Raw genomic sequence first — 21,236 nt, 5'->3', positions numbered from 1 at the left:
TGGCTCTTTATAGACGTTAATGCATTTTATATCAGGAGCGATAAATGAAAGCGCAATGGAGCAGGGAAGAGGCGGCAGTGTGGAGTGAACAACAGGGCTGGATTTGCGGATTTAATTATCTGCCGCGCACGGCGGTGAACTGGACGGAACTGTGGCAGCGTGAAACCTTTGATGCACTGACCATTGATCAGGAACTCGCCTGGGCGCAGGAGGCGGGTTATAACCAGTTGCGCATCAACCTGCCGTTCATCGTCTGGCAGGCCGATCGCGACGGTTTGCTGTCGCGCATCGATCAGTTTCTCAGGATTGCCAGTCGTCATGAAATCAGGGTCATGCTCACGCTGTTGGACGATTGCGGATTTTCCGGTGACGAGCCGTTTCTGGGGCCGCAAAAAGCGCCGGAACCGGGTAAACACAACAGTCAGGCGGCCGCCAGTCCGGGGCGTGATGTGGTCTGCAACCGCGAGATGTGGCCGGAAGTGGAACGCTATGTGCGTGACATCATCCGTCATTTCCGCACCGATGATCGCATTGCTATTTGGGATTTGTACAACGAGCCGGGAAACCGTGGCACGTTCGCTACCGGACTGGAAGAAGTGTTGTATGACGAAAAACTGGAAGTATTTGCTCTCGAACTGATGCAAAAGGTGTTTGTCTGGGCGCGCGGGGAGGATCCGGTTCAGCCGCTGACCGTGGGTGCATGGCATGTCTCACAGGATTTGGATCAGCCCGAAAGCGAGTTTTTCACGCATCCGGTTGACGTTGCGGCGGCCGGGCTTTCTGATGTCATCAGTTTTCATGCGTATGTCGCAACACCAAAACTTTTACAGGCATTGCGTTTCTGGCAGAAATTTGGCCGCCCGATATTATGTACCGAGTGGCTGGCGCGCCATGTCGGCAGCGTATTCGAGGAGCAACTTCCCCTGTTCAGCGCGTTGAATGCCGGGTGTTATCAATGGGGATTAGTGCGCGGCAAAACCCAGACGACACTGCCCTGGCCTTCGGTACGCAAGGGCAATCACGATTACGCTCATTTATGGTTTCACGACGTACTCGACGAATACGGTATTCCGTTCCGGCGCGCCGAAATGGATCTGGTGCGCCGTTTAACGCGTGTTAAAAAGAGTGACGTCTCTTAAGGGGCAACGCCTTATCCCGGCTATTGCTTAACGGAGACTCATTAACCGGCCAGGAGACCGGACGTTCACTTCTGGCCGTTGTTTTTACATGCTGAACTATACGCAGGAATCGGAAATATTGCGGGGGAATAACCATTTGCAGATTATTAGCCATGCCTTGTAAGTCATTTAAATTATCGCGGCAATGGAACTTACACTGACTGTACTCCATAATATCCCAGCGGCATTCCTTCAGCTGGAATAAAGGTACACGCGAAAATACTTTCAAAATAGTGGGGCCTTTGAAAGGATTAATACCGACAGCTTTTTTTCCATGATGCGCGGGATTGAACATATCACGTGACTCGGCGGCTCGTGAAAAATAACCCACTAAAAAATCATCATCTCTTGCGACATATAACCCTGAACCTAAAGCAGCGTAGGCATGGCTTTCCCTGGGGCCATATTTTACTAATTGCAAAGCAGAAGCGGCACTTGTGCCATGGTAGCCCAGTAAATACATATAACCTCCGGTGTTATAAATTTCTTCATATATAAATGATGTTCAGGTATTTCTGAATATTCGCGGCCTCACAGGCCGGATCACAAACCGGCAGGAATATAACGCCTGCCGGAAGATTTTAATAGTCAGATAAATTTCACGCCGGATAGGATCTTTTGCAACTCTCTGTTTTTATAGGGGTTGTGTGGTCTGCGTGTGATTTGATGAATCACTTATTAAGCACCGCAAAATACCTGATACGTTCAATTATCATCAGGGAGAGCTTTTTATGAACAATATATTTATCTTTAAGATGACTTTCACCGGTTTATCATAAAAGGGCACAGTAATGCGCCCGGAATTTCCCGTTTACCTCCACTTAAATTTCTGAATCTTTCTGTCATACCCACCCCGATTCTCCGCTTCGCAGGAGAGGGCGCTGACCGGGCCGTTTTGCCTTACCCCTTCCGGCACACTTCTTGCTTTACTTTCTCAATCTCTGGCCAATATCAGGTTCATTCATGTCCCTTTCTGCCCTTAATTTTGTACTGGCATCGAAAAAAAGTGAAATTCTCTGCCTGCAACAGCTGTTGGAAATGGGCAGGCTGGTCGGCGCGGTCAGCAGGCTGATCCACATGCTGCAACGTGAACGGGGCACGGCGAATATCTATTTATGTTCGCACGGCGAACTGTGGGCGGAGCAACTGGGTGAGAGGGCGCTACAGGTCCGGATGGCGGAACAGGCAGTGGATCAGCAGTTGCTTGCGCTGGATCTGAACGGTCAGAGCATAGGTAATGCGCCGCGTCTGTTCAGCCGTATCGCTGCCGTCTTACACAGCCTCAGCACCTTGCCGGTGTTGCGCCGTCAGGTGCAGGTACAGGATATCAGCCAGCCGGAAGCAATGCGGCAATACAGCGAGATTATCCGCACACATTTGGCGCTGGTGTTTGAAGCCGCTGATATTTCAGGTGATCCGTCCATTTCGCGTACGTTACTGGCAATGTTCAGTTTTATGCAGGGTAAAGAACTGGCCGGACAGGAGCGTGCAACCGGCGCGGCAGGATTTGCCGCACGGCATTTCGATGACGTGGCACACCAGCAGCTTTTGGCACTGATCGAAGGCCAGGAGCGGTGTTTTCAAACCTTCAGGGAGTTTGCCGATGCCCGCTGTCTGGCGCTGTGGCAACAGCAACTGGACACCGACAGCAGCGAGTTCGAGCGCCTGCGGCGAATTGCCTGTACCCGCACCACACCGGCGGACGAGGGTCCGGCTGCCGCACTGCGTTGGTTTGAGGTGACCACGGCACGTATTGACGGGATGAAAGTGGTGGAAGATGTGCTTGAAGACGTTCTGATGGCGTGCTGCCGCGAGCGGATCCGTGAAGCGCAGGCGTCTCTTGCCCTTCAGCAGCAGGATATCGGGCAAATTCCCCCGCAGGATTCGCATTATCCGGCGCTGATCCCGCCGCAACTGAGTCGTTCCGTCCTGGAACTGGTCGAGCAGCAATCCCGTCAGTTACAGGCACTCGACGCTGAACTGGCCGGGCTTCGCGCGACGCTGGCTGAGCGAAAGCTGGTGGAACGCGCCAAAGGATTGCTGATGCAACATCACGGACTGACCGAACCGCAGGCGCATAAAACCCTGCGTGATATGGCGATGAACCAGAACAAGAAACTGTCGGACATCGCCGAAGCGATGCTCGCGGTGTCGGCAGTATTAGGGAAGAAAAGTGATTAATCCTTAAGGAGTATCTGCACTGTTGGTGTGCCATTGTGATGTGCACCACGTTCTGTCGCGGTGCACCGGGCGGCGGGAATGACGCGGCAAAGCCGCTAACAGTCTGTTTTTACAGTGATGTACGAAGTTGGCATATAAGCTGCATTGTTTTTACGACATAAGGACTAAACCAATGGCGGTTTAGTCAGGATTACGGATAAAGGCGTCCGTCAGCGTTCAGGAAACTGAGCGCTGACTGGACGCTTTTTTTTTGTTCATTTTTCAACATCACAGGAAGCCGCAATGACGCCAGATGATAAAAAAACTCCGGGACAATTCTCCCGCCGCCGCTTTATTGCCGGCAGTGCGGTACTGGGCGGCAGCATGATGATGCCGGGCTTTATGAACAGCGTCTGGGCGGCCGGTTCAGATGCGCCCGAGAAAAAAGAAATCCGCGTCGGATTTATTCCGCTGACCGATTGTGCCTCCGTGGTGATGGCGGCAGTGAAAAAATTTGATGAAAAGTACGGCATCAAAATTATCCCCAGCAAGGAATCGAGCTGGGCATCAGTGCGCGACAAACTCGTGTCCGGCGAACTCGATGCCGCGCATGTGCTTTACGGGCTGGTGTATGGCCTGCAACTGGGCGTATCCGGTCCACAGCACGACATGGCAATGCTGATGTCGCTCAATAATAACGGACAGGCGATCACGCTTTCTAATCAGCTGAAACAGGCCGGTGTCACCGACGGGGACTCGCTGAAAAAAAGGGTCGATGCCAGCGCGAAAGGCACCTACACCTTTGCGCAGACTTTCCCCACCGGTACTCACGCCATGTGGCTGTATTACTGGCTGGCGAACGCCGGTATCCACCCGTTTAACGATGTGCGTAACGTGGTCGTGCCGCCGCCGCAAATGGCAGTGAACATGAAGATCGGCAACATGAGCGGTTACTGCGTCGGCGAACCCTGGAATCAGCGCGCCATTCAGGACGAAATAGGTTTCACTGCGGTCACGTCACAGGATATCTGGCCGGATCATCCGGAAAAAATTCTCGGCACCACGTCGGCCTGGGTCGCGGCTAATCCCAACGCCGCCCGTTCGCTGACCGCTGCGGTACTTGACGCCTCACGCTGGATTGACACTTCTGACGCCAACCGTATCGAAACCGCGCAGGTTATCTCAGCACGTGCCTACATCAATACGCCGGTGGCAACGATTCAGGGACGGATGCTGGGCGATTACGAAAACGGACTGGGCAAAAAGTGGAAAGACGCACACAGCATGCGTTTCTTCAACGACGGCGCGGTCAACTATCCGTATCTCTCCGACGGCATGTGGTTCCTGACTCAGCACAAACGCTGGGGATTGCTGAACAATGATCCGGACTATCTGGCCGTCGCCCAAAAAATTAACCGTATTGACGTCTATAAACAGGCGGCGACTGCAGCCGGTGGCATCAACCTGCCGTCCGGTGATATGCGCAGCAGCACGCTGACAGACGGAAAAGTCTGGGACGGCAGCAACCCTGCTGAATATGCCAACAGTTTTGCCATGAAACGTTAAGTGAGGTCGCTGATGTCCATGAATTCAAAATCCCATGTTGTCGCGCTGCCTGAACCGGTGAGTGCACAAATTGTACCGATCGCCCCGGTAACGCAGAACGCAGCCGCGCCGGTCAGTGCCGTAAAAACGACTGATACCGCACGGTTGCGCGTTGTGATGCACCGTGTTTTGCAAAAAGCTATTCCGGCGCTGCTGGGAGCCATCGTACTGATCGCCATCTGGCAAATTGCCGCGCTCAGCAGTAAAGGGTTTCCGACCCCGCTGAAAACCTGGGAAGCGGCGAAAGTGATTTTCGCCGATCCGTTTTACATCGCCGGGCCGAACGACATGGGCATTGGCTGGAACGTTCTGGCGTCGCTTAAACGTGTGGCGATGGGCTTCGGGCTGGCGGCACTGATCGGCATCCCGGCGGGATTTCTGATCGGGCGCTTCAGTTTTATCGCCAGCATGCTCAATCCGATCATTTCATTGCTGCGACCAGTCAGTCCGCTGGCCTGGTTGCCTATCGGTTTGCTGTTATTCCAGCGCGCAGAACCTGCCTCGGCGTGGACCATTTTTATCTGCTCGATCTGGCCGATGATCCTCAACACGGCTGAGGGCGTAATGCGTATTCCGCAGGATTATCTCAACGTCGCGCGGGTGCTGAAACTCAGTGAATTCACCGTGATGCGCAAGATCCTTTTTCCTGCCGTACTGCCTTACATCCTCACCGGTGTACGTCTGTCGATTGGTATCGCGTGGCTGGTGATTGTTGCCGCCGAAATGCTCACCGGTGGTGTCGGGATTGGTTTCTGGATCTGGAACGAATGGAACAACCTCAACGTGGAAAACATCATTATCGCCATTCTGCTGATTGGGGTGGTGGGGATGATGCTGGAACAGGGGTTGATGGCCATTGCCCGCCGCTTCAGTTATGACAACCGTTAGGAGCCTGAGATGAAAAACAACCAAGCCATTATCCGCGTGCAGAACGTCAGCCAGAGTTTCCCGACCGCCAAAGGCCCGTTTCTGGCGCTCGACAATGTCAGCTTTGATATTGCACAGGGTGAAACGGTCAGCCTGATTGGTCATTCCGGTTGCGGAAAATCCACCTTGCTGAACCTGATTGCCGGGCTGAGCCGTCCGACGGAAGGCGTGCTGCTGTGTGATAACCAGGAAATTACCGGTCCTGGCCCGGAACGCGGCGTGGTGTTTCAGAACCATTCTCTGCTGCCGTGGCTGACCACTTTTGAGAACGTCGCGCTGGCGGTGAATCAGGTGTTCAAAGGGGTAATGAGTAAAAGTGAAATGCGTGACTGGATTTCGCACAACCTCGACCTGGTGCACATGGGACACGCTGCCGATAAACGTCCGGGTGAGATTTCCGGCGGTATGAAACAGCGGGTGGGCATCGCCCGTGCACTGGCGATGAAACCGAAAGTGTTACTGATGGATGAACCCTTCGGCGCACTCGACGCTTTAACCCGTGCGCATTTGCAGGATGCGGTGATGGAGATCCAGTCGCGCCTGAAAACCACGATTTTGCTTATTACACATGACGTGGACGAAGCGGTGCTGCTTTCGGATCGCGTAATGATGATGACCAACGGACCGGCAGCAAAAGTCGGCGACGTGTTGCAGGTGGAACTGGCGCGCCCGCGCTCACGGCTGGCACTGGCGAACGACCCTATGTTCCACCAGTACCGTCAGCAGGTTCTGCAGTTCCTGTATGAAAAACACCGGTCGGTTGCCTGATTCAGCAGGCGGGATAAGCGCAATGGATAAACCCACTCTGATAGTGATCGGCAACGGAATGGCGGGCGTACGGCTGGTGGAAAGGCTGTGCGAACGTGCGCCGGACCGTTACCGCATTTTGGTCATCGGCGAAGAAAATCAACCCGCGTATAACCGCATTCTGCTTACACCGGTACTTGCCGGGGAGAAACATTTCGATGAAATCGTGACCCATGACGCGCAGTGGTACAAACGTCACAACGTCACGTTTATCGCCGGGGAGGCAGCGACGGAAATTAACCGCGCTGCCCGCAGGGTGCGGGCTGGCGGGCGGGTGTTTGATTATGACCATCTGGTGCTCGCCACCGGTTCGCGGCCTTTTATGCCGCCGGTGCCGGGCGCACAACTGCAGGGTATTCACGGTTTCAGAAATCAGCAGGATGTGGAAAACATCCTCCGCGGAGAGGACGACGGACAACCGGTCGCGGTGATTGGCGGCGGCGTTTTAGGGGTAGAAACCGCCGCCGCACTGGCGCTGAGAGGCATGCAGGTCAGCCTGTTACATCGCGGCGCTCATCTGATGGACAGCCAGCTTGATGAACATACCGCAGAACTGCTTCGTGTCAGCCTCGGGACACGCGGTATCAGGTCGGTTTTGCAGGCGCAGACGGTGGCATATGCCGGTGACCCTTCCGGCAACGTCAGAGCGGTGATACTCAGCGACGGGCGTGAAATTCCTGCGCGGCGCGTGGTGGTGGCCGCCGGTGTCCGGCCCGATATTGCGCTGGCGCAGGCTGCCGGACTGGATTGTGATCGCGGCATTCTGGTCAGCGACACGCTGCAAACCACCGACCCGGCTATTTCGGCCATCGGTGAATGCTGTCAGCAGGGGGACCTGACCGCCGGTCTGGTCGCGCCGTGCTGGCAACAGGCTGAGACGTTGGCGGCCCGTCTGGCGGGTGCACCGGTCGTTTCTTCGGTGGAGCACAGGGCACCGCTGCGTCTGAAAGTAACCGGCATTGATCTGTTCTGCGCCGGTGAACTGCACGGCGGTGACGGCGAACAAATTCACACGATGTCTGATCCGGTTGACGGCCACTACCGCCGCCTGTTGCTGCGCGACAACCAGCTTACCGGCGTACTGCTGTGGGGCGATATCAGCGACGGACCGGCGTACTTCGCCCGCATCAGCAATCCCGTCATCCACCGGATGCAACTGAGCATCTTCAGCCCCGGCGATGAACCGGCCGCTGACGGCCTTCCGCCCGTTAAATCAGAACAGTTACCCGCCGGGGTAACCAGGAGCACAGTAATGTCGAAACCCGTATTAGTTATGGCCGGACACGGCATGGTCGGCCACCATTTCCTGCAACAACTGGTCGAGCGTGAATTGCATCTTCAATACCAGGTAATTGTTTTTGCAGAAGAAAAGTCACCCGCTTACGACCGGGTACATTTGTCTGAGTTTTTCTCCGGTCGCAGTGCTGAGTCGCTGTCGGTGGTAGAAGAGGGTTTCTTTGAGTCGACCGGCATTGAACTGCGCCTCGGGCACAGCATCGGTCATATCGACACCCGCCACCGGTTTGTGGTCGATCATCAGGGGCGCCAGACGGCTTACGATTTGCTGGTACTGGCGACCGGTTCTTACCCGTTTGTGCCGCCAATTCCGGGCAACGATGCGCCGGGCTGCCTGGTTTACCGCACGCTGGATGATCTGGCGGCGATTCAGGCCTGTGCAGCCACCGGCAAAACCGGTGTGGTGGTGGGCGGTGGTTTGCTGGGGCTGGAAGCAGCGAATGCACTGAAACATCTCGGGTTGCAAACACATGTGGTGGAGTTTGCGCCCCGGCTGATGGGGGTTCAGCTTGATGAAGGTGGTGCCGCCATGCTGCGCCGCAAAGTTGAAGCGCTGGATGTGCAGGTGCATACCGGCAAAGAAACCCGCGCTATCGTGACCGGTGAAACCTGTCGCTATCGTATGGAATTTGCTGACGGCGGTCATCTGGAAACCGATCTGGTGCTGTTCTCCGCCGGTATCCGTCCGCGCGATCAGCTGGCAAAAGAGTGCGGGCTGGAGGTCGGGCCGCGTGGCGGCATTGTGATTAACGATCAGTGCCGTACCTCTGATCCGGCCATTTTTGCTATCGGCGAATGTGCCTTATGGAACGGGCAGATTTTCGGTCTGGTCGCCCCCGGCTACCAGATGGCGCGCACGCTGGCCGATACGCTTTCCGGCAGCGAGGTGGCGTTTAAAGGCGCGGACATGAGCACTAAACTGAAACTGCTGGGCGTAGAAGTGGCCTCAGTCGGCGATGCGCATGGCCGCACGCCGGGCAGTCAGAGTTATAGCTGGGTCGACGGTCCGGCGGAAGTGTACAAAAAAATCGTGGTCTCGCAGGACGGCAAACGCCTGCTCGGCGCGGTGCTGGTCGGCGACAGCAACGAATACAGCACGTTGTTGCAGATGATGCTTAACGATATGCCGCTGCCCGCCAGTCCGGAAAACCTGATCCTGCCCGTCAGTGCCGGTGCAGCACCACACACGCCGGGTGTCGCGGCACTGCCGGACGGCGCGCAAATTTGTTCCTGCCATAACGTCAGCAAATCAGATATCTGTGACGCGGTGAAGGGCGGTTGCGGCGATATGGCGGCGGTCAAAGCCTGCACCAAAGCGGCGACCGGCTGCGGCGGCTGTGCAGCGCTGACCAAACAGGTGATGGAATTCGCGCTGACCGAAATGGGCGTAGAAGTGAAAAAAGACGTCTGCGAGCACTTTGCCTATTCGCGTCAGGAAATTTATCACCTGGTGCGTATGGGCAAGCTTCGCAGCTTTGATGAACTGATTGAGAAACACGGCCACGGCCGCGGCTGTGAAATCTGCAAGCCGCTGGTGGGATCCATTCTGGCGTCCTGCTGGAACGATTACCTGCTCAAACCTCAGCATTTACCGTTGCAGGACACCAACGATCGTTACTTCGCCAACATTCAGAAAGACGGTACCTATTCCGTGGTGCCGCGCATTCCGGCCGGTGAAATCACCCCCGACGGGCTTATCGCTATCGGCCAGATTGCAAAAAGTTACAACCTCTATACCAAAATTACCGGCGGGCAACGGGTGGATTTATTCGGTGCCCGCCTCGAGCAACTGCCGGAAATCTGGCAGCAACTGGTGGACGCCGGGTTTGAAACCGGTCACGCCTATGGCAAATCGCTGCGCACGGTGAAATCCTGTGTCGGTTCAAGCTGGTGCCGCTATGGGGTGCAGGATTCCACCAGGCTGGCGCTGCAACTGGAGAATCGTTACAAGGGGCTGCGCTCCCCGCATAAAATCAAAATGGCGGTCTCGGGTTGTACCCGTGAATGCGCCGAAGCACAGAGCAAAGACGTCGGCGTGATTGCCACCGAAAAGGGCTGGAACCTCTACGTGTGCGGCAACGGCGGCATGAAACCGCGCCACGCTGATTTACTGGCGCAGGACATGAGCACGGAAGATCTGATCCGCACCGTAGACCGCTTTCTGATGTTTTACATCCGTACCGCTGACCGTCTGCAACGTACCAGTACCTGGATGGATAATCTCGAGGGCGGTATGGATTATCTGCGTCAGGTGGTGCTGGAAGACAGCCTGCACATCGGCGCAGAACTGGAAAGTGAGATGAACGCAGTGGTCGGCACGTATCAGTGCGAATGGCAAACCACGCTGGCAGATCCGGACCGGCTGGCGCTGTTCCGCCCGTTCGTCAACAGCAGCGAGCCGGATGAAACGGTAGTGATGGTGACGGAGCGTCAGCAGGTTCGACCGGCAACGTCGCAGGAACGTGCTGTTATTGCCGTTAACGCGGTCAACCCGCCGGTGATGGCGGTGCAGGGCTGGGTGGCTTTGTGCGATCTGAGTGCCATACCGGCCAATGCCGGTATGGCGGCGCGGCTGGCTAACCGGCAGATTGCGCTGTTCCATTTACCGGATCATCCGCAGCAGGTTTTCGCGCTGAGTAACCATGAGCCGGACAGCGACGCCAACGTGCTGGCACGCGGGCTGGTGGGTGATGTGAAAGGTGAGCCGGTGGTAATTTCGCCGCTGTACAAACAGCGTTTCCGTTTACACGACGGGCGCAGCGTAGACGACGCGCAGACGACACTGAACGTGTGGCCGGTGAAAGTGGAAAATGGCCGCGTCTGGGTACAGGAACAGCCGGGGGAGAAAACCGCCGACACCGACGTTATCGCGACGGTCAGTGTATGAAAAAAACTGTCGCCACAACACCAGCACTGACCACCTGCGCCTATTGTGGCGTCGGGTGTGGTGTCAGCATGCAGCCGCAGGCCGGAGGGTTCAGTGCCAGCGGTGATAAAACACATCCGGCCAGTCACGGGCGTTTATGCGTAAAAGGCAGCGCGCTGGGAGAAACGCTGGGTTTACAGGGGCGGCTGTTGCAGCCGGAAATTGATCATCAGTCGGTCAGCTGGGCGCTGGCTCTCGATACGATAGCGCAGCGGTTGCGGGCGGTCATCGGCGAACATGGGCCGCAGGCGGTGGCGTTTTACGGTTCCGGTCAGTTACTGACCGAAGATTATTATGTCGCCAATAAACTGATGAAAGGCTTTATCGGCGCGGGAAATATGGATACCAATTCTCGGCTGTGCATGGCTTCTGCCGTGGCGGGTTACAAACGCGCGTTCGGGGCCGACGCCGTGCCGTGCAGTTATCAGGATCTGGAACTGGCCGACTGCGTCTTGCTGACCGGGTCGAATACAGCATGGGCGCATCCTGTCGTGTATCAGCGGCTGGCACAGGCCAAAAAGGACCGGCCACAGATGCGCATTATTGTTATTGATCCGCGCCAGACCGCCACCTGTGATATCGCCGATTTGCATCTGGCGTTGCAACCTGGCAGTGACGCGGCGTTGTTCTGTGGTGCGCTGAACGCGATGGCGGAGAGCGGAAAACTCGACAGCGCTTACCTGCAACACCATACGCAGGGGGCTGAAGATGTCTTGCGGGCGGCGCGGGACTGGACAGTGGCGCGTACCGCCGCGTATTGCGGATTACCGGTGGATCAGTTGCTGGCGTTTTACCAGATGATAGGCCACAGCCAGCGGCTGGTGACGCTGTATTCGATGGGGATCAACCAGTCCGGTTCCGGCGTGGATAAATGCAACGCCATTATTAACCTGCATCTGGCAACCGGCCATATCGGCCGCGCGGGCTGCGGACCGTTTTCGATTACCGGTCAGCCGAACGCGATGGGCGGACGGGAGGTCGGTGGGCTGGCCAATCAGCTGGCGTCGCACATGGGCTTTACGCCGGAAGATATCAGCCGCGTAGGGCGCTTCTGGAAAAGTGACGCCGTAACAAAAACAGCCGGACTGAACGCTGTGGATCTGTTCCGCGCGGTAGAAGAAGGCCGGATAAAAGCGGTGTGGATCATGGGCACTAATCCGCTGGTATCGCTGCCGGATGCCGACCGGGTGCGGGCCGGACTGGCGCGCTGCCCGCTGGTGATAGTCTCTGACATGATGCGCGACACCGATACCACCCGCGCCGCGCATATCTGCCTGCCCGCGCTGGGCTGGGGCGAGAAAAACGGCACCGTGACCAATTCCGAACGCTGTATCTCGCGCCAGCGTGCGTTTCTGCCCGCACCGGGTGAGGCGAAACCGGACTGGTGGATCCTCTGTCAGGTCGCGCAGCGTCTGGGGTTTGCCGAAGCATTCGCGTACCAGCATCCGGCGGAGATTTTCCGTGAACATGCGGCGCTTTCCGGCTTTGAAAATCACGGTTCGCGGGCATTTGATATCAGCGGGCTGGCGCAGCTTTCGGATGAGGAATGGGACACCCTGCGGCCTGTACAGTGGCCGGTGAATGCGGCAAATCCGCAGGGCACGACGCGCCTGTTTACGGATAACACGTTCTTCCATCCTGACGGCAAAGCGCGGCTGATCCCGGTCACGCCCAGGCTGCCGGTCAATCAGCCAAACGCTGCATATCCGCTGATCATGAACACCGGCAGGGTTCGTGACCAGTGGCACACGATGACGCGCACCGGTAAGTCAGCGCGGCTGATGCAGCACATCAGTGAACCGTTTTGTCAGTTTCATCCCGACGATGCGCCGCAGATCCGGTCCGGCGATCTGGTGCGCGTTGCCTCCTCGCACGGCTGGCTGTTGCTGCGCGCCCAACCTGATCCTCTGCAACGGCACGGCAGTGTGTTTGTGCCGATGCACTGGAACAGCCGGTTCAGCCAGCAGGCACGGGTTGATGCGCTGATTGAAGCGCATGTTGATCCGCTGTCGGGACAGCCGGAAAGCAAACATATGCCGGTCAGCCTGAGCCGCTGGCCTGCCGCGTGGCAGGCCGAACTGTTTGTGCGTGGTGAAAATATTACGCCACCAGTGACGACGTACTGGAGCCTGATCACCCAGCCGGGTGTGACCCACTTTACGCTGGCCGACTCTTCGCTGCCGGCAGACTGGATGGCGTGGCTGAAGGAGTCTTACGCCACGGACAACCTGATCTGCCAGACCGCGCAACTGGGCGATGACGGTTTCAGCCTGCTGGCCTGGTCTGACGGCGCGTTACAACTGGCGTTCTATGCCCGCCGCAGGCCGCCGTCACCCGACCGGCAGGCTGTGCTGGCGGCATTCACCACACCGCCGCATACGGCGCAGCAGCGACTGGCATTACTGGCCGGCCGTGCCGGCAGCGGTAAAAAACCCGCCGGTGCCATTATTTGCAGCTGTTATGCCGTGGGGGAAATGCCAATCACTGAAGCCGTCCGCCAGGGATGTCACAACGTGCAACAGCTTGGCGAAAAACTAAAATGCGGCACAAATTGCGGCTCATGCATTCCTGAACTCAAAAAAATCATTGCCGGTCAGCGTGCCACGCTGACGGCGGGAGACAGCCAATGAACAACATTCCCGAAAAAACATTACAGATGCAGCAGATCGCGCAAATTCTGGCGGGTGCCAGCCGGCGTAATCCGGTGTGTCGCGGTGAAGTCTGGCTGGTCGGAGCGGGGCCGGGGGATGTCGAGCTGCTGACCCTGAAAGCGCTGCGCGTGATCCAGCAGGCGGATGTGGTGGTGTTTGACCGGCTGGTGTCTGAGCCGGTGATGGCGCTGATCCCGGACGAGGCGCTGCGTATCGATGCCGGTAAATCGACGCGCAATCACACGCTGGGACAGGAAGAAATTAATCAGTTGCTGGTCAGTCTGGCCCAGACCGGGTATCGCGTGGTGCGCCTCAAAGGTGGCGATCCGTTTGTGTTCGGTCGCGGCGGCGAGGAGATGGCACATTGCCAGCAGCACGGCGTGCTGTGTCACATCGTGCCGGGTATCACGGCGGCGATGGGGTGTGCGGCATCCACGGGTATTCCGCTGACCCACCGCAGTCTGGCGCAATCGGTACGGTTTGTGACCGGTCATGGCGCACAGGGTGAGCCGGATGTTGACTGGCGGGCGCTGGCCGAAGCGCGTCAGACGCTGGTGTTTTATATGGGCATTGCCAACAGCGAAACCATCAGCCACCAGCTGATGGCGCATGGCTTACCGGGGACGACCCCGGTCGCAGTCATTGAGCGCGGCACCCGGCCGGAACAGCGGGTACTGACCGGCAGGCTGGAGACACTGGCAGACATGATCCTTACCGGACAGGTGCAAACGCCTGCGCTGCTGATTGTCGGTGAGGTGGTGGGGATGTACCGGGCAGAGGGGCAGCGTCAAGACTGTGGGTTGCCACTCCCGCTGGCCTTAAGAGGCGACTACCGCCGCGCCTCTTAAATCTCTCCGGCCTGGAGCCTTTGCTCTCCAGGCTGCTCCGTTAAGCAAGATCCCTGAATGGCCTGCATGCACAATTTCCCCGTACGATCATCCGAAAAGCTTATGCTTAATTGATCCATCTATATCCTTTTTTGTTAGTGGCACCGACCTCATTCCTTATGCAATCCTCTGACTCACAAAAGAAAAAAAATTAAATCTCCTGCTTTGTAAATTTGGGGCGCGAGCCCTCTGCAGACTATTCATAAGGAAAAACGATGGCCGTTATTCAGTTTAATAAACGTCAAATGAAAACAAGCAAAATTGCTGCCGGTTTGTTTCTGGCACTCAGCACGCTTTCCACTTTTGCTGCTCACGCTGACCAGCTGGCGGATATCAAAAAAGCCGGTGTTGTGAAAGTGGCGACTTTTGATTCCAATCCGCCGTTTGGGTCTGTGGATGCGAAAACGCACGATATTGTCGGTTATGACGTCGATTTCGCCAAAGCGCTGGCGAAAACACTGGGTGTGAAATTGCAACTGGTGCCGACTAATCCGGCCAACCGTATTCCGTTGTTGCAGTCCGGCAAGGCGGATCTGATTGTGGCTGATATCACCATCACGCCGGAACGCGCGAAAGTAATCGACTTCTCCGTGCCTTATTTCGTCACCGGCCAGCAGTTCCTGGTGCCTGCGGGTTCACCGGATAAACTGGATGCCTATGCCACGGCGCGCATTGGCGCGGTGAAAGGCACCACCGGCGAGCAGGAGTTGCATAACCGCTTCCCGCAATCCCGTGTGTTGTCTTATGACGATATTCCGCTGGCGCTTTCCGCTTTACGTAACGGCAACGTGCAGGCGATTACCCAGGACAGCACCATTCTGGCCGGTCTGCTGGATGGCGCGCCGGACAAGGCAAAATACAAAGTGCTGCCTGAATTACTGAGCAAGGAAGAGATTGGCGTTGGCGTGAAAAAAGGCGAAACCAGCCTGCTGAAAGTGGTCAACGACGAACTGCTGAATCTGGAGAAAAATGGCCAGGCGGTCAGCATTTATAACGTCTGGTTCGGCCCGCAGACTAAATCTCCTCAGCCGCGACTGTTCAAAATTGAAGCCAAATAATTTGTTTTATGCAAGGTAAGACACATGCAGCAGGACACTATCTCAACCGCAGCATCGCCTGCGGTTTTTTCACATTCACCGGCCGCTAAAACCGCCGCCGTCGAATTTCGTCAGGTCAGTAAATCTTTTGGTCCGCATGAGGTGATCCGCAACGTCGATTTGCGTGTGGACAGCGGCGAAGTGGTGGCCGTTTGCGGGCCTTCCGGTTCCGGCAAATCCACCCTGATCCGCCTGATAAACCAGCTTGAATCCGTCACCCACGGTGAAATTCTCATCAACGATCAGCCGGCGCAAAACCTCAAAGGTGCGGCATTACGCCAGTTACGTACGCATATCGGCTTTGTGTTTCAGCAGTTCAACCTGTATGCGCATCTCACTGCCGAGGACAATGTCAGTCTGGCGCTGATCAAAGTGCATGGCTGGAAGAAAAATGCGGCACGCGAAAAAGCACGGGCATTGCTCGGGCGTGTCGGGCTGGGCGATAAAGCGCTGCATTATCCCGAGCAGCTATCCGGCGGTCAGCAGCAGCGCGTGGCGATTGCCCGTGCGCTGGTCACCGATCCGGGCATTATTTTGTTTGATGAACCGACATCAGCGCTCGATCCGGAAATGATTGGCGAAGTATTGCTGGTGATGCAGGAGCTGGCGAAAAGTGGCATCACGATGATCGTGGTAACGCACGAAATGAGCTTCGCCCGTGAAATTGCCGACCGGGTGATTTTTATGGACGGAGGCGAAATTCTTGAACAGGCACAGCCGGAAGATTTCTTCCTGCGTCCGCAGCACCCGCGTGCGCAGCGGTTTTTGCAGAAAGTATTGTTTCCGCTGCATCCGCAGACAGGAGCAGGGCGATGATCTGGCATCCTGACTGGGCGGGTGTGCTGAGCGGCCAGCCGTTGCAGTGGATTATCTCCGGCTTTCTTACCACGCTGTATGTCAGCCTTGCGGGCAGTCTGATCGCCACGTTACTGACAGTGCTGCTGATCGCGCTGCGTCTGAGCACGTCACGTATTGCCCGCGGCACAGTGGCGGCGTTTGTTTCTGTTTTCAGGAATACGCCGTTGCTGGTGCAACTGTTGTTCTGGTATTTCGCCGCTTACGGCGCGTTGCCGCAAAGCTGGCGTTTTTACATCGGCGACAATCATCCGTGGGCGACGTTTCCGGGCAACATTTCATGGCTGACGCCGGAATTTTTGTGTGCCGCCTGGGGGCTGGCGCTGTTCACGGCGGCGTTTCTGGTGGAAGAAGTGCAGGCGGGTCTGAATTCCGTGCCCAAAGGCCAGACTGAAGCGGCGATTTCGCAGGGGTTCAGCCGCAAGACATTGCTGCTTTCCATTCTTTTGCCGCAGGCGCTGACCAACGCCTGGCAGCCAGTCACCGGCCAGTATCTGAATCTGATGAAGCTTTCCTCGCTGGCGACCGGCATCGGTTTTTCGGAACTGACGTATCAGGTCAGTCAGATTGAAAGCTATAACGCACACGCCTTCGAAGGGTTTGCGGTCGGAACATTGCTGTATCTGGCGCTCGGGCTGTTCCTCGGCGGGCTGATGACGGCGTTTGGTCCGAAACGTCCGCAGCGCAGGCCGCAGGCGGCAATGACGGAGGAAACCCGCGATGGAATTTGACTGGTCTGTTTTGCAGGATAATTTCACTTATCTGCTGTGGGGAAGACTGGGCGACGGTGAGCCGGGCGGGGTGTTGCTCACATTAATCATGGCGGCATCGGCGGGCGTTCTGGCGTTACTGGCCGGGGTGCTGATGGCGGCACTGGCGTGGCGTTTCGGCGGCCGGACGCGAAAAATTCTGTTCATCTGGGCATCCTTTATCCGCGGGATCCCGCTGATTTTCGTGATTTTCTGGCTGTATTTCCTGCTGCCGGTGGTGTTTGGCGGATCGATTCCCGGCCCGCTGACGGTGATTCTGGCACTGGCCTGGTTTACCTCGGCGGCGGTGATGCATTCGACGCTGGCGGGTCTGGAAGCCTTGCCGCGCGGGCAAACCGAAGCGGGGATCGCGTCCGGCATGAGCTACGGCAAGGTGCTGTTGTTCGTGTTACTGCCGCAGGCATGGCCGAACCTGTTGCCGTCATATCTCGGATTGCTGATTTCGCTGGTGAAAGATACGTCGCTGGCGTTCATCGTGAATGTGCCGGAGCTGACCACCGTGGCCGGGCAGGTCAATAACCGGGTGCAAATTTACCCGGCGGAAATCTTCCTGTTTGTCGGGCTGATGTATTACCTGCTGTGCGCGTCGCTTGCTGCGTTAGCCGGTAAAGTCTTACGGCGTCGCCGCCGTTTGCACACCTAAACCCGCCGACGGCAGCGCGTGGATAAGCTGCCGCGTCCACGGATGGGCAGGGCGGTGAAACACATCATCGACATGCCCGTGCTCCACCACGCTGCCGTCTTTCATCACCATTACCCGGTCAGCCAGATGATGGACTACACCTAAATCGTGCGAGATAAATAACAGCGCGGTACGGTGCTCGGCCTGCATTTTTGCCAGTAAGTCCAGCACCTGGGCCTGAACGGAGACATCCAGCGCACTCACCGGCTCATCGGCCACCAGCAGCGCCGGATTCGGGGCAAAGGCGCGGGCAATCGCCACACGCTGACGCTGGCCGCCGGAAAGTTCGCGCGGATAACGGTGCAAAAAACTGTCGCCCAGCTGCACTTCATCGAGCAACTGCCGGATGCGGTTGCGCCGCTGTGCGCCAAAAATGCCTGCATTGTCGAGGCTTTCGCCGATGATTTTCTCCACGTTATAGCGCGGGTCAAACGAACTCAGCGGATCCTGTGCAATCAGCTGAATACCCCGGCGTCGCAGCCTGCGCTGCGCTTCCTCAACCTGGCTCCAGCGGTGTCCCTGGATGTTAATGGTGCCGGAAACCGGTTCGGTCAGCCCGAGGATCATGCGCGCCAGCGTGGTTTTCCCTGAGCCGGATTCGCCGACAATACCCAGCGTTTCTCCGGCAAACAGGTGCAGACTGACGTGACTGACCACCGTTTTTCCGGCGTACTCTTTGCTGAGATTACTGGCTTCCAGTACAGGATTTTGCGTTGAGATATTGCGTGCAGGCAGGGGGACGCCACGCTGACCGGAGAGCTGCAAACCGCGCGTTGCCGGGCTCGGAACCGCCGCCAGCAACTGTTGCGTATACGGATGATCCGGTGCGGTCAGCAGTTTTTCACCGGGGCCTTCTTCGACCACTTTCCCCTGATGCATCACCAGAATGCGGTCCGCCAGTTGCCCGACGACCGCCAAATCGTGGCTGATCAGCAGCAGGCTTTGGCCGTTGTCACGCCGCTGCTGGAGCAGATCTAAAATCTGCTTTTGCACTGTCATGTCCAGGGCAGTGGTGGGTTCATCGGCAATCAGCAAAGAGGGATTTCCGGCCAGCGCGCTGGCAATCAAAACACGCTGGCGCAAACCGCCGGAAAGCTGATGCGGATAGGCACCGAGGCGGTTTTGCGCATCGGGAAATCCCACCGATTTTAGCGAAGCGATCACCTGTGCACTGAGTGTCTTCGGATCGGTCTGGCGGCTGGCAGTGAGCGCATCGCGAAGTTGTCGTCCAATCTGTCGCAGCGGATCGAGTGAGACCAGCGCATCCTGCAATACATAGCCAATCTGGCTGCCGCGAATTTTACGCCAGCGTCGCTGGCTCGCGCCGAGCATGTCTTCGCCGCCGATCATAAAACGATCCGCAGTAATACGCGCTTTGTCATCCTGCAAGCCAAGCAGGCTGCGCGCCGTGACCGTTTTCCCCGAACCGGATTCACCGACAAATGCAATGGATTCACCGCGCCGGAGTTGCAGATTCAGCCCGCTGACCGCCGCTTTCTCACCACCCGCAGACGGAAAGAAAATCGACAAGTTTCGGATATCAATAAACAGTTCGCTGCTCATGGGCGTTTTCCTTCAAAAGTCGCCTGCCAGTGACGCCCGAGGGTATTCACAGAAATGACGGTCAGGGTGATCGCCACACCCGGCCAGACACCAATCCACCAGGCATTGCGCAAATAATTACGGCCTTCGGCCAGCATCAGCCCCCATTCGGCGGTCGGCGGTTGCGGCCCCATACCGAGAAAACTCAGCCCGGCGGTGCCGATAATTGCTGTGCCCAGCCCGAGCGTAGCCAGCGCCGGAACGTGCGCAATGGCGTGCGGCAAAACGTGACGCCAGACCAGCACATGACGTTTCAGCCCCAGCGTGCGGGCCTGTTCGACATAACCGGAAGACATCACCACGAAGGTCTGTGCCCGCACCACGCGGGTGAAGCGAGGCACCGAGGCCACCCCCAGGGCGAAGATAAGATTGGTGGTGCCGGGGCCGGTAAACGCGATCAGCATCAGCGCCAGCAGCAGATCGGGAAAGGCAGAAACCACGTCCACCGCGCGGCTGATCAGTTCATCCGCAGGTCCTTTGAACAAGCCTGCCAGCAGGCCGAGCAGGCTGCCAATACTCACTGCCACGGCCATCGCCGCCAGACTGATCAGCAGGGAATAGCGGCTGCCATAAATAATGCGCGCCAGCACGTCGCGGCCAAGCTGATCGGTCCCCAGCCAGTGCCCGGCAGAAGGGGGAAGCTGCGCATTGACCGGATCGGCATTTAACGGGTCGTGATGGGTCAGCAAACCGGGGAAGACCACCGCCAGCAGCACCAGACATAAAAAACCGGCAGCCAGTAAATAGCCGGCGGGAAAGCGGCGTGTGATGCGCCCGGACATCAGAAACTGACTCATGGATTTTCCTCTCCGGCAGCGGGTGCGTCGCGCAGGCGCGGATCGATAAACAGGTACAAAATGTCCACCAGTGTGCTCAGCACTACGTACACCAGTGCCGAAAAAATCGCCACCGCCAGTACTACCGGCAAATCTTTACCCAGCACGGCATCGACGGTAATTTTGCCCAAACCCGGACGGCCAAACACCTGTTCAGTGATCACCGCACCGCTGAGCAGACCGCCGATCAGCCAGCCGGTGAGGGTGACGGCTGGCAGCGCGGCATGGCGCAGCGCATGGCGTAAACGGATAACGGTGTTACCCAAACCCCAGGCGCGCAGCGTCAGAACAAAAGGTTCATTGAGTGCATCTTCCAGCCCGCGCCGCAGCACCTGCGAAACGACAGCGCCTTGTGCCAGCCCGAGTGACAACGCCGGTAACACCAGTGACGAAAAACTGCGGTCACCGGCGACCGGAAACCAGCGCAGGGTAAAGCTGAAGATAAACAGCAGCACGATGCCAAGCCAGAAAGAGGGCGTAGAGGCCAGAATCAGTTCCACGCAACCGGCGATACGCTGTCCCCAGCGACGATGCGCGGTAGTGACCGCCATCAGCACGGCAAAGACCAGGCTGACCACCAGCGCCAGAGCGGTGAGTTTCAGCGTTGGCCACAGTTGCGATAACACCAGTGAACTGACGTCCGTATTAAGCAGGTACGAACGGCCAAAATCGCCGTGCAATACCCGCCACAGGTAATGCAGATATTGCAGATACAACGGCTGATCCAATCCCCATTCAGCGCGGATCGCCGCCTCAATCGCCGGGGTGTGCACCTGTTCGCCCATCAGTAAACTGACAATATCGCCCGGCGCGAGGTAAACGCTGATAAACGACAAAGTGACCGCCGCCCAGAGTACCAGCACGCCGGTGAGTATCCGCCGGGTGATCCGCCCGCCCCATGACGGTTTGGCCTTCGGCCTGCGGGGTGAAATAAATGCAGTTTCAGCCGACATGTGC

At 57.3% G+C, this 21,236-nt stretch carries 16 protein-coding genes; 12 read left to right on the top strand and 4 right to left on the bottom strand.

Annotated elements, in window-relative coordinates:
• The first annotated feature begins 44 nt into the window (after positions 1-44).
• Positions 45-1,139, top strand: a complete 1,095-nt coding sequence (locus ACOZIO_RS02430) for a 1,4-beta-xylanase (RefSeq protein WP_421594896.1) — start codon at positions 45-47, stop codon at positions 1,137-1,139.
• On the opposite strand, the gene ACOZIO_RS02425 is transcribed toward ACOZIO_RS02430, so the two are convergent.
• On the bottom strand, positions 1,117-1,641 hold the full coding sequence (locus ACOZIO_RS02425) for a hypothetical protein (protein WP_129951416.1): 525 nt from the start codon (positions 1,639-1,641) through the stop codon (positions 1,117-1,119). The two genes, ACOZIO_RS02430 and ACOZIO_RS02425, sit on opposite strands and share 23 nt — an antisense overlap.
• Positions 1,642-2,141: 500 nt before the next feature.
• On the opposite strand from ACOZIO_RS02425, the gene ACOZIO_RS02420 reads away from it, so the two are divergent.
• From ACOZIO_RS02420 to ACOZIO_RS02370, 11 genes are all read left to right on the top strand, one after another.
• Positions 2,142-3,359 carry a nitrate regulatory protein gene (locus tag ACOZIO_RS02420; RefSeq protein WP_217233225.1) on the top strand — a complete coding sequence of 406 codons (1,218 nt, stop codon included), beginning with the start codon at positions 2,142-2,144 and terminating at the stop codon, positions 3,357-3,359.
• A gap of 282 nt (positions 3,360-3,641) precedes the next feature.
• Positions 3,642-4,904 carry a CmpA/NrtA family ABC transporter substrate-binding protein gene (locus ACOZIO_RS02415; protein ID WP_217138718.1) on the top strand — a complete coding sequence of 421 codons (1,263 nt, stop codon included), beginning with the start codon at positions 3,642-3,644 and terminating at the stop codon, positions 4,902-4,904.
• 12 nt (positions 4,905-4,916) lie between these two features.
• Positions 4,917-5,831, top strand: a complete 915-nt coding sequence (gene ntrB / locus ACOZIO_RS02410) for a nitrate ABC transporter permease (RefSeq protein WP_421594895.1) — start codon at positions 4,917-4,919, stop codon at positions 5,829-5,831.
• Between the two features lie 9 nt (positions 5,832-5,840).
• Positions 5,841-6,638 carry an ABC transporter ATP-binding protein gene (locus tag ACOZIO_RS02405; RefSeq protein WP_129951412.1) on the top strand — a complete coding sequence of 266 codons (798 nt, stop codon included), beginning with the start codon at positions 5,841-5,843 and terminating at the stop codon, positions 6,636-6,638.
• A gap of 22 nt (positions 6,639-6,660) precedes the next feature.
• Positions 6,661-10,860, top strand: a complete 4,200-nt coding sequence (nirB, locus tag ACOZIO_RS02400) for a nitrite reductase large subunit NirB (RefSeq protein ID WP_421594894.1) — start codon at positions 6,661-6,663, stop codon at positions 10,858-10,860.
• Positions 10,857-13,529: a molybdopterin-dependent oxidoreductase gene (locus ACOZIO_RS02395; protein ID WP_421594893.1), complete on the top strand. Its 2,673-nt coding sequence runs from the start codon at positions 10,857-10,859 to the stop codon at positions 13,527-13,529. Before nirB ends, ACOZIO_RS02395 begins: the two co-directional genes overlap by 4 nt.
• Before the next feature lie 26 nt (positions 13,530-13,555).
• Complete coding sequence (cobA, locus tag ACOZIO_RS02390) at positions 13,556-14,398, top strand: uroporphyrinogen-III C-methyltransferase (protein WP_370278315.1); 843 nt, start codon at positions 13,556-13,558, stop codon at positions 14,396-14,398.
• A 284-nt stretch (positions 14,399-14,682) separates the two neighbouring features.
• Entirely contained in the window at positions 14,683-15,495 is an 813-nt protein-coding gene (locus tag ACOZIO_RS02385; RefSeq protein ID WP_421594892.1) for an ABC transporter substrate-binding protein, read from the top strand.
• A 24-nt stretch (positions 15,496-15,519) separates the two neighbouring features.
• Positions 15,520-16,350, top strand: coding sequence for an amino acid ABC transporter ATP-binding protein (locus ACOZIO_RS02380; protein ID WP_129951407.1), 831 nt, complete (start codon positions 15,520-15,522; stop codon positions 16,348-16,350).
• Positions 16,347-17,120: an amino acid ABC transporter permease gene (locus tag ACOZIO_RS02375; protein ID WP_129990649.1), complete on the top strand. Its 774-nt coding sequence runs from the start codon at positions 16,347-16,349 to the stop codon at positions 17,118-17,120. The genes ACOZIO_RS02380 and ACOZIO_RS02375 overlap by 4 nt, the downstream gene beginning before the upstream one ends.
• Entirely contained in the window at positions 17,110-17,802 is a 693-nt protein-coding gene (locus ACOZIO_RS02370) for an amino acid ABC transporter permease (protein ID WP_421594891.1), read from the top strand. Before ACOZIO_RS02375 ends, ACOZIO_RS02370 begins: the two co-directional genes overlap by 11 nt.
• On the opposite strand, the gene ACOZIO_RS02365 is transcribed toward ACOZIO_RS02370, so the two are convergent.
• From ACOZIO_RS02365 to ACOZIO_RS02355, 3 genes are read right to left on the bottom strand one after another with little or no spacing between them, the layout of a single operon-like run.
• On the bottom strand, positions 17,773-19,404 hold the full coding sequence (locus tag ACOZIO_RS02365) for a dipeptide ABC transporter ATP-binding protein (RefSeq protein WP_421594890.1): 1,632 nt from the start codon (positions 19,402-19,404) through the stop codon (positions 17,773-17,775). The genes ACOZIO_RS02370 and ACOZIO_RS02365 overlap by 30 nt on opposite strands.
• The gene (locus tag ACOZIO_RS02360; RefSeq protein ID WP_235172884.1) at positions 19,401-20,240 is read right to left on the bottom strand and encodes an ABC transporter permease; all 840 of its coding nucleotides are present in this window, start codon (positions 20,238-20,240) and stop codon (positions 19,401-19,403) included. The genes ACOZIO_RS02365 and ACOZIO_RS02360 overlap by 4 nt, the downstream gene beginning before the upstream one ends.
• Complete coding sequence (locus ACOZIO_RS02355) at positions 20,237-21,232, bottom strand: ABC transporter permease (protein ID WP_129951403.1); 996 nt, start codon at positions 21,230-21,232, stop codon at positions 20,237-20,239. The genes ACOZIO_RS02360 and ACOZIO_RS02355 overlap by 4 nt, the downstream gene beginning before the upstream one ends.
• Positions 21,233-21,236: the final 4 nt, after the last annotated feature.

This window comes from Rahnella sp. PD4 (assembly GCF_049199325.1).
Taxonomy (GTDB): domain Bacteria; phylum Pseudomonadota; class Gammaproteobacteria; order Enterobacterales; family Enterobacteriaceae; genus Rahnella; species Rahnella perminowiae.
This window is presented reverse-complemented; position numbering and strand designations above follow the sequence as displayed.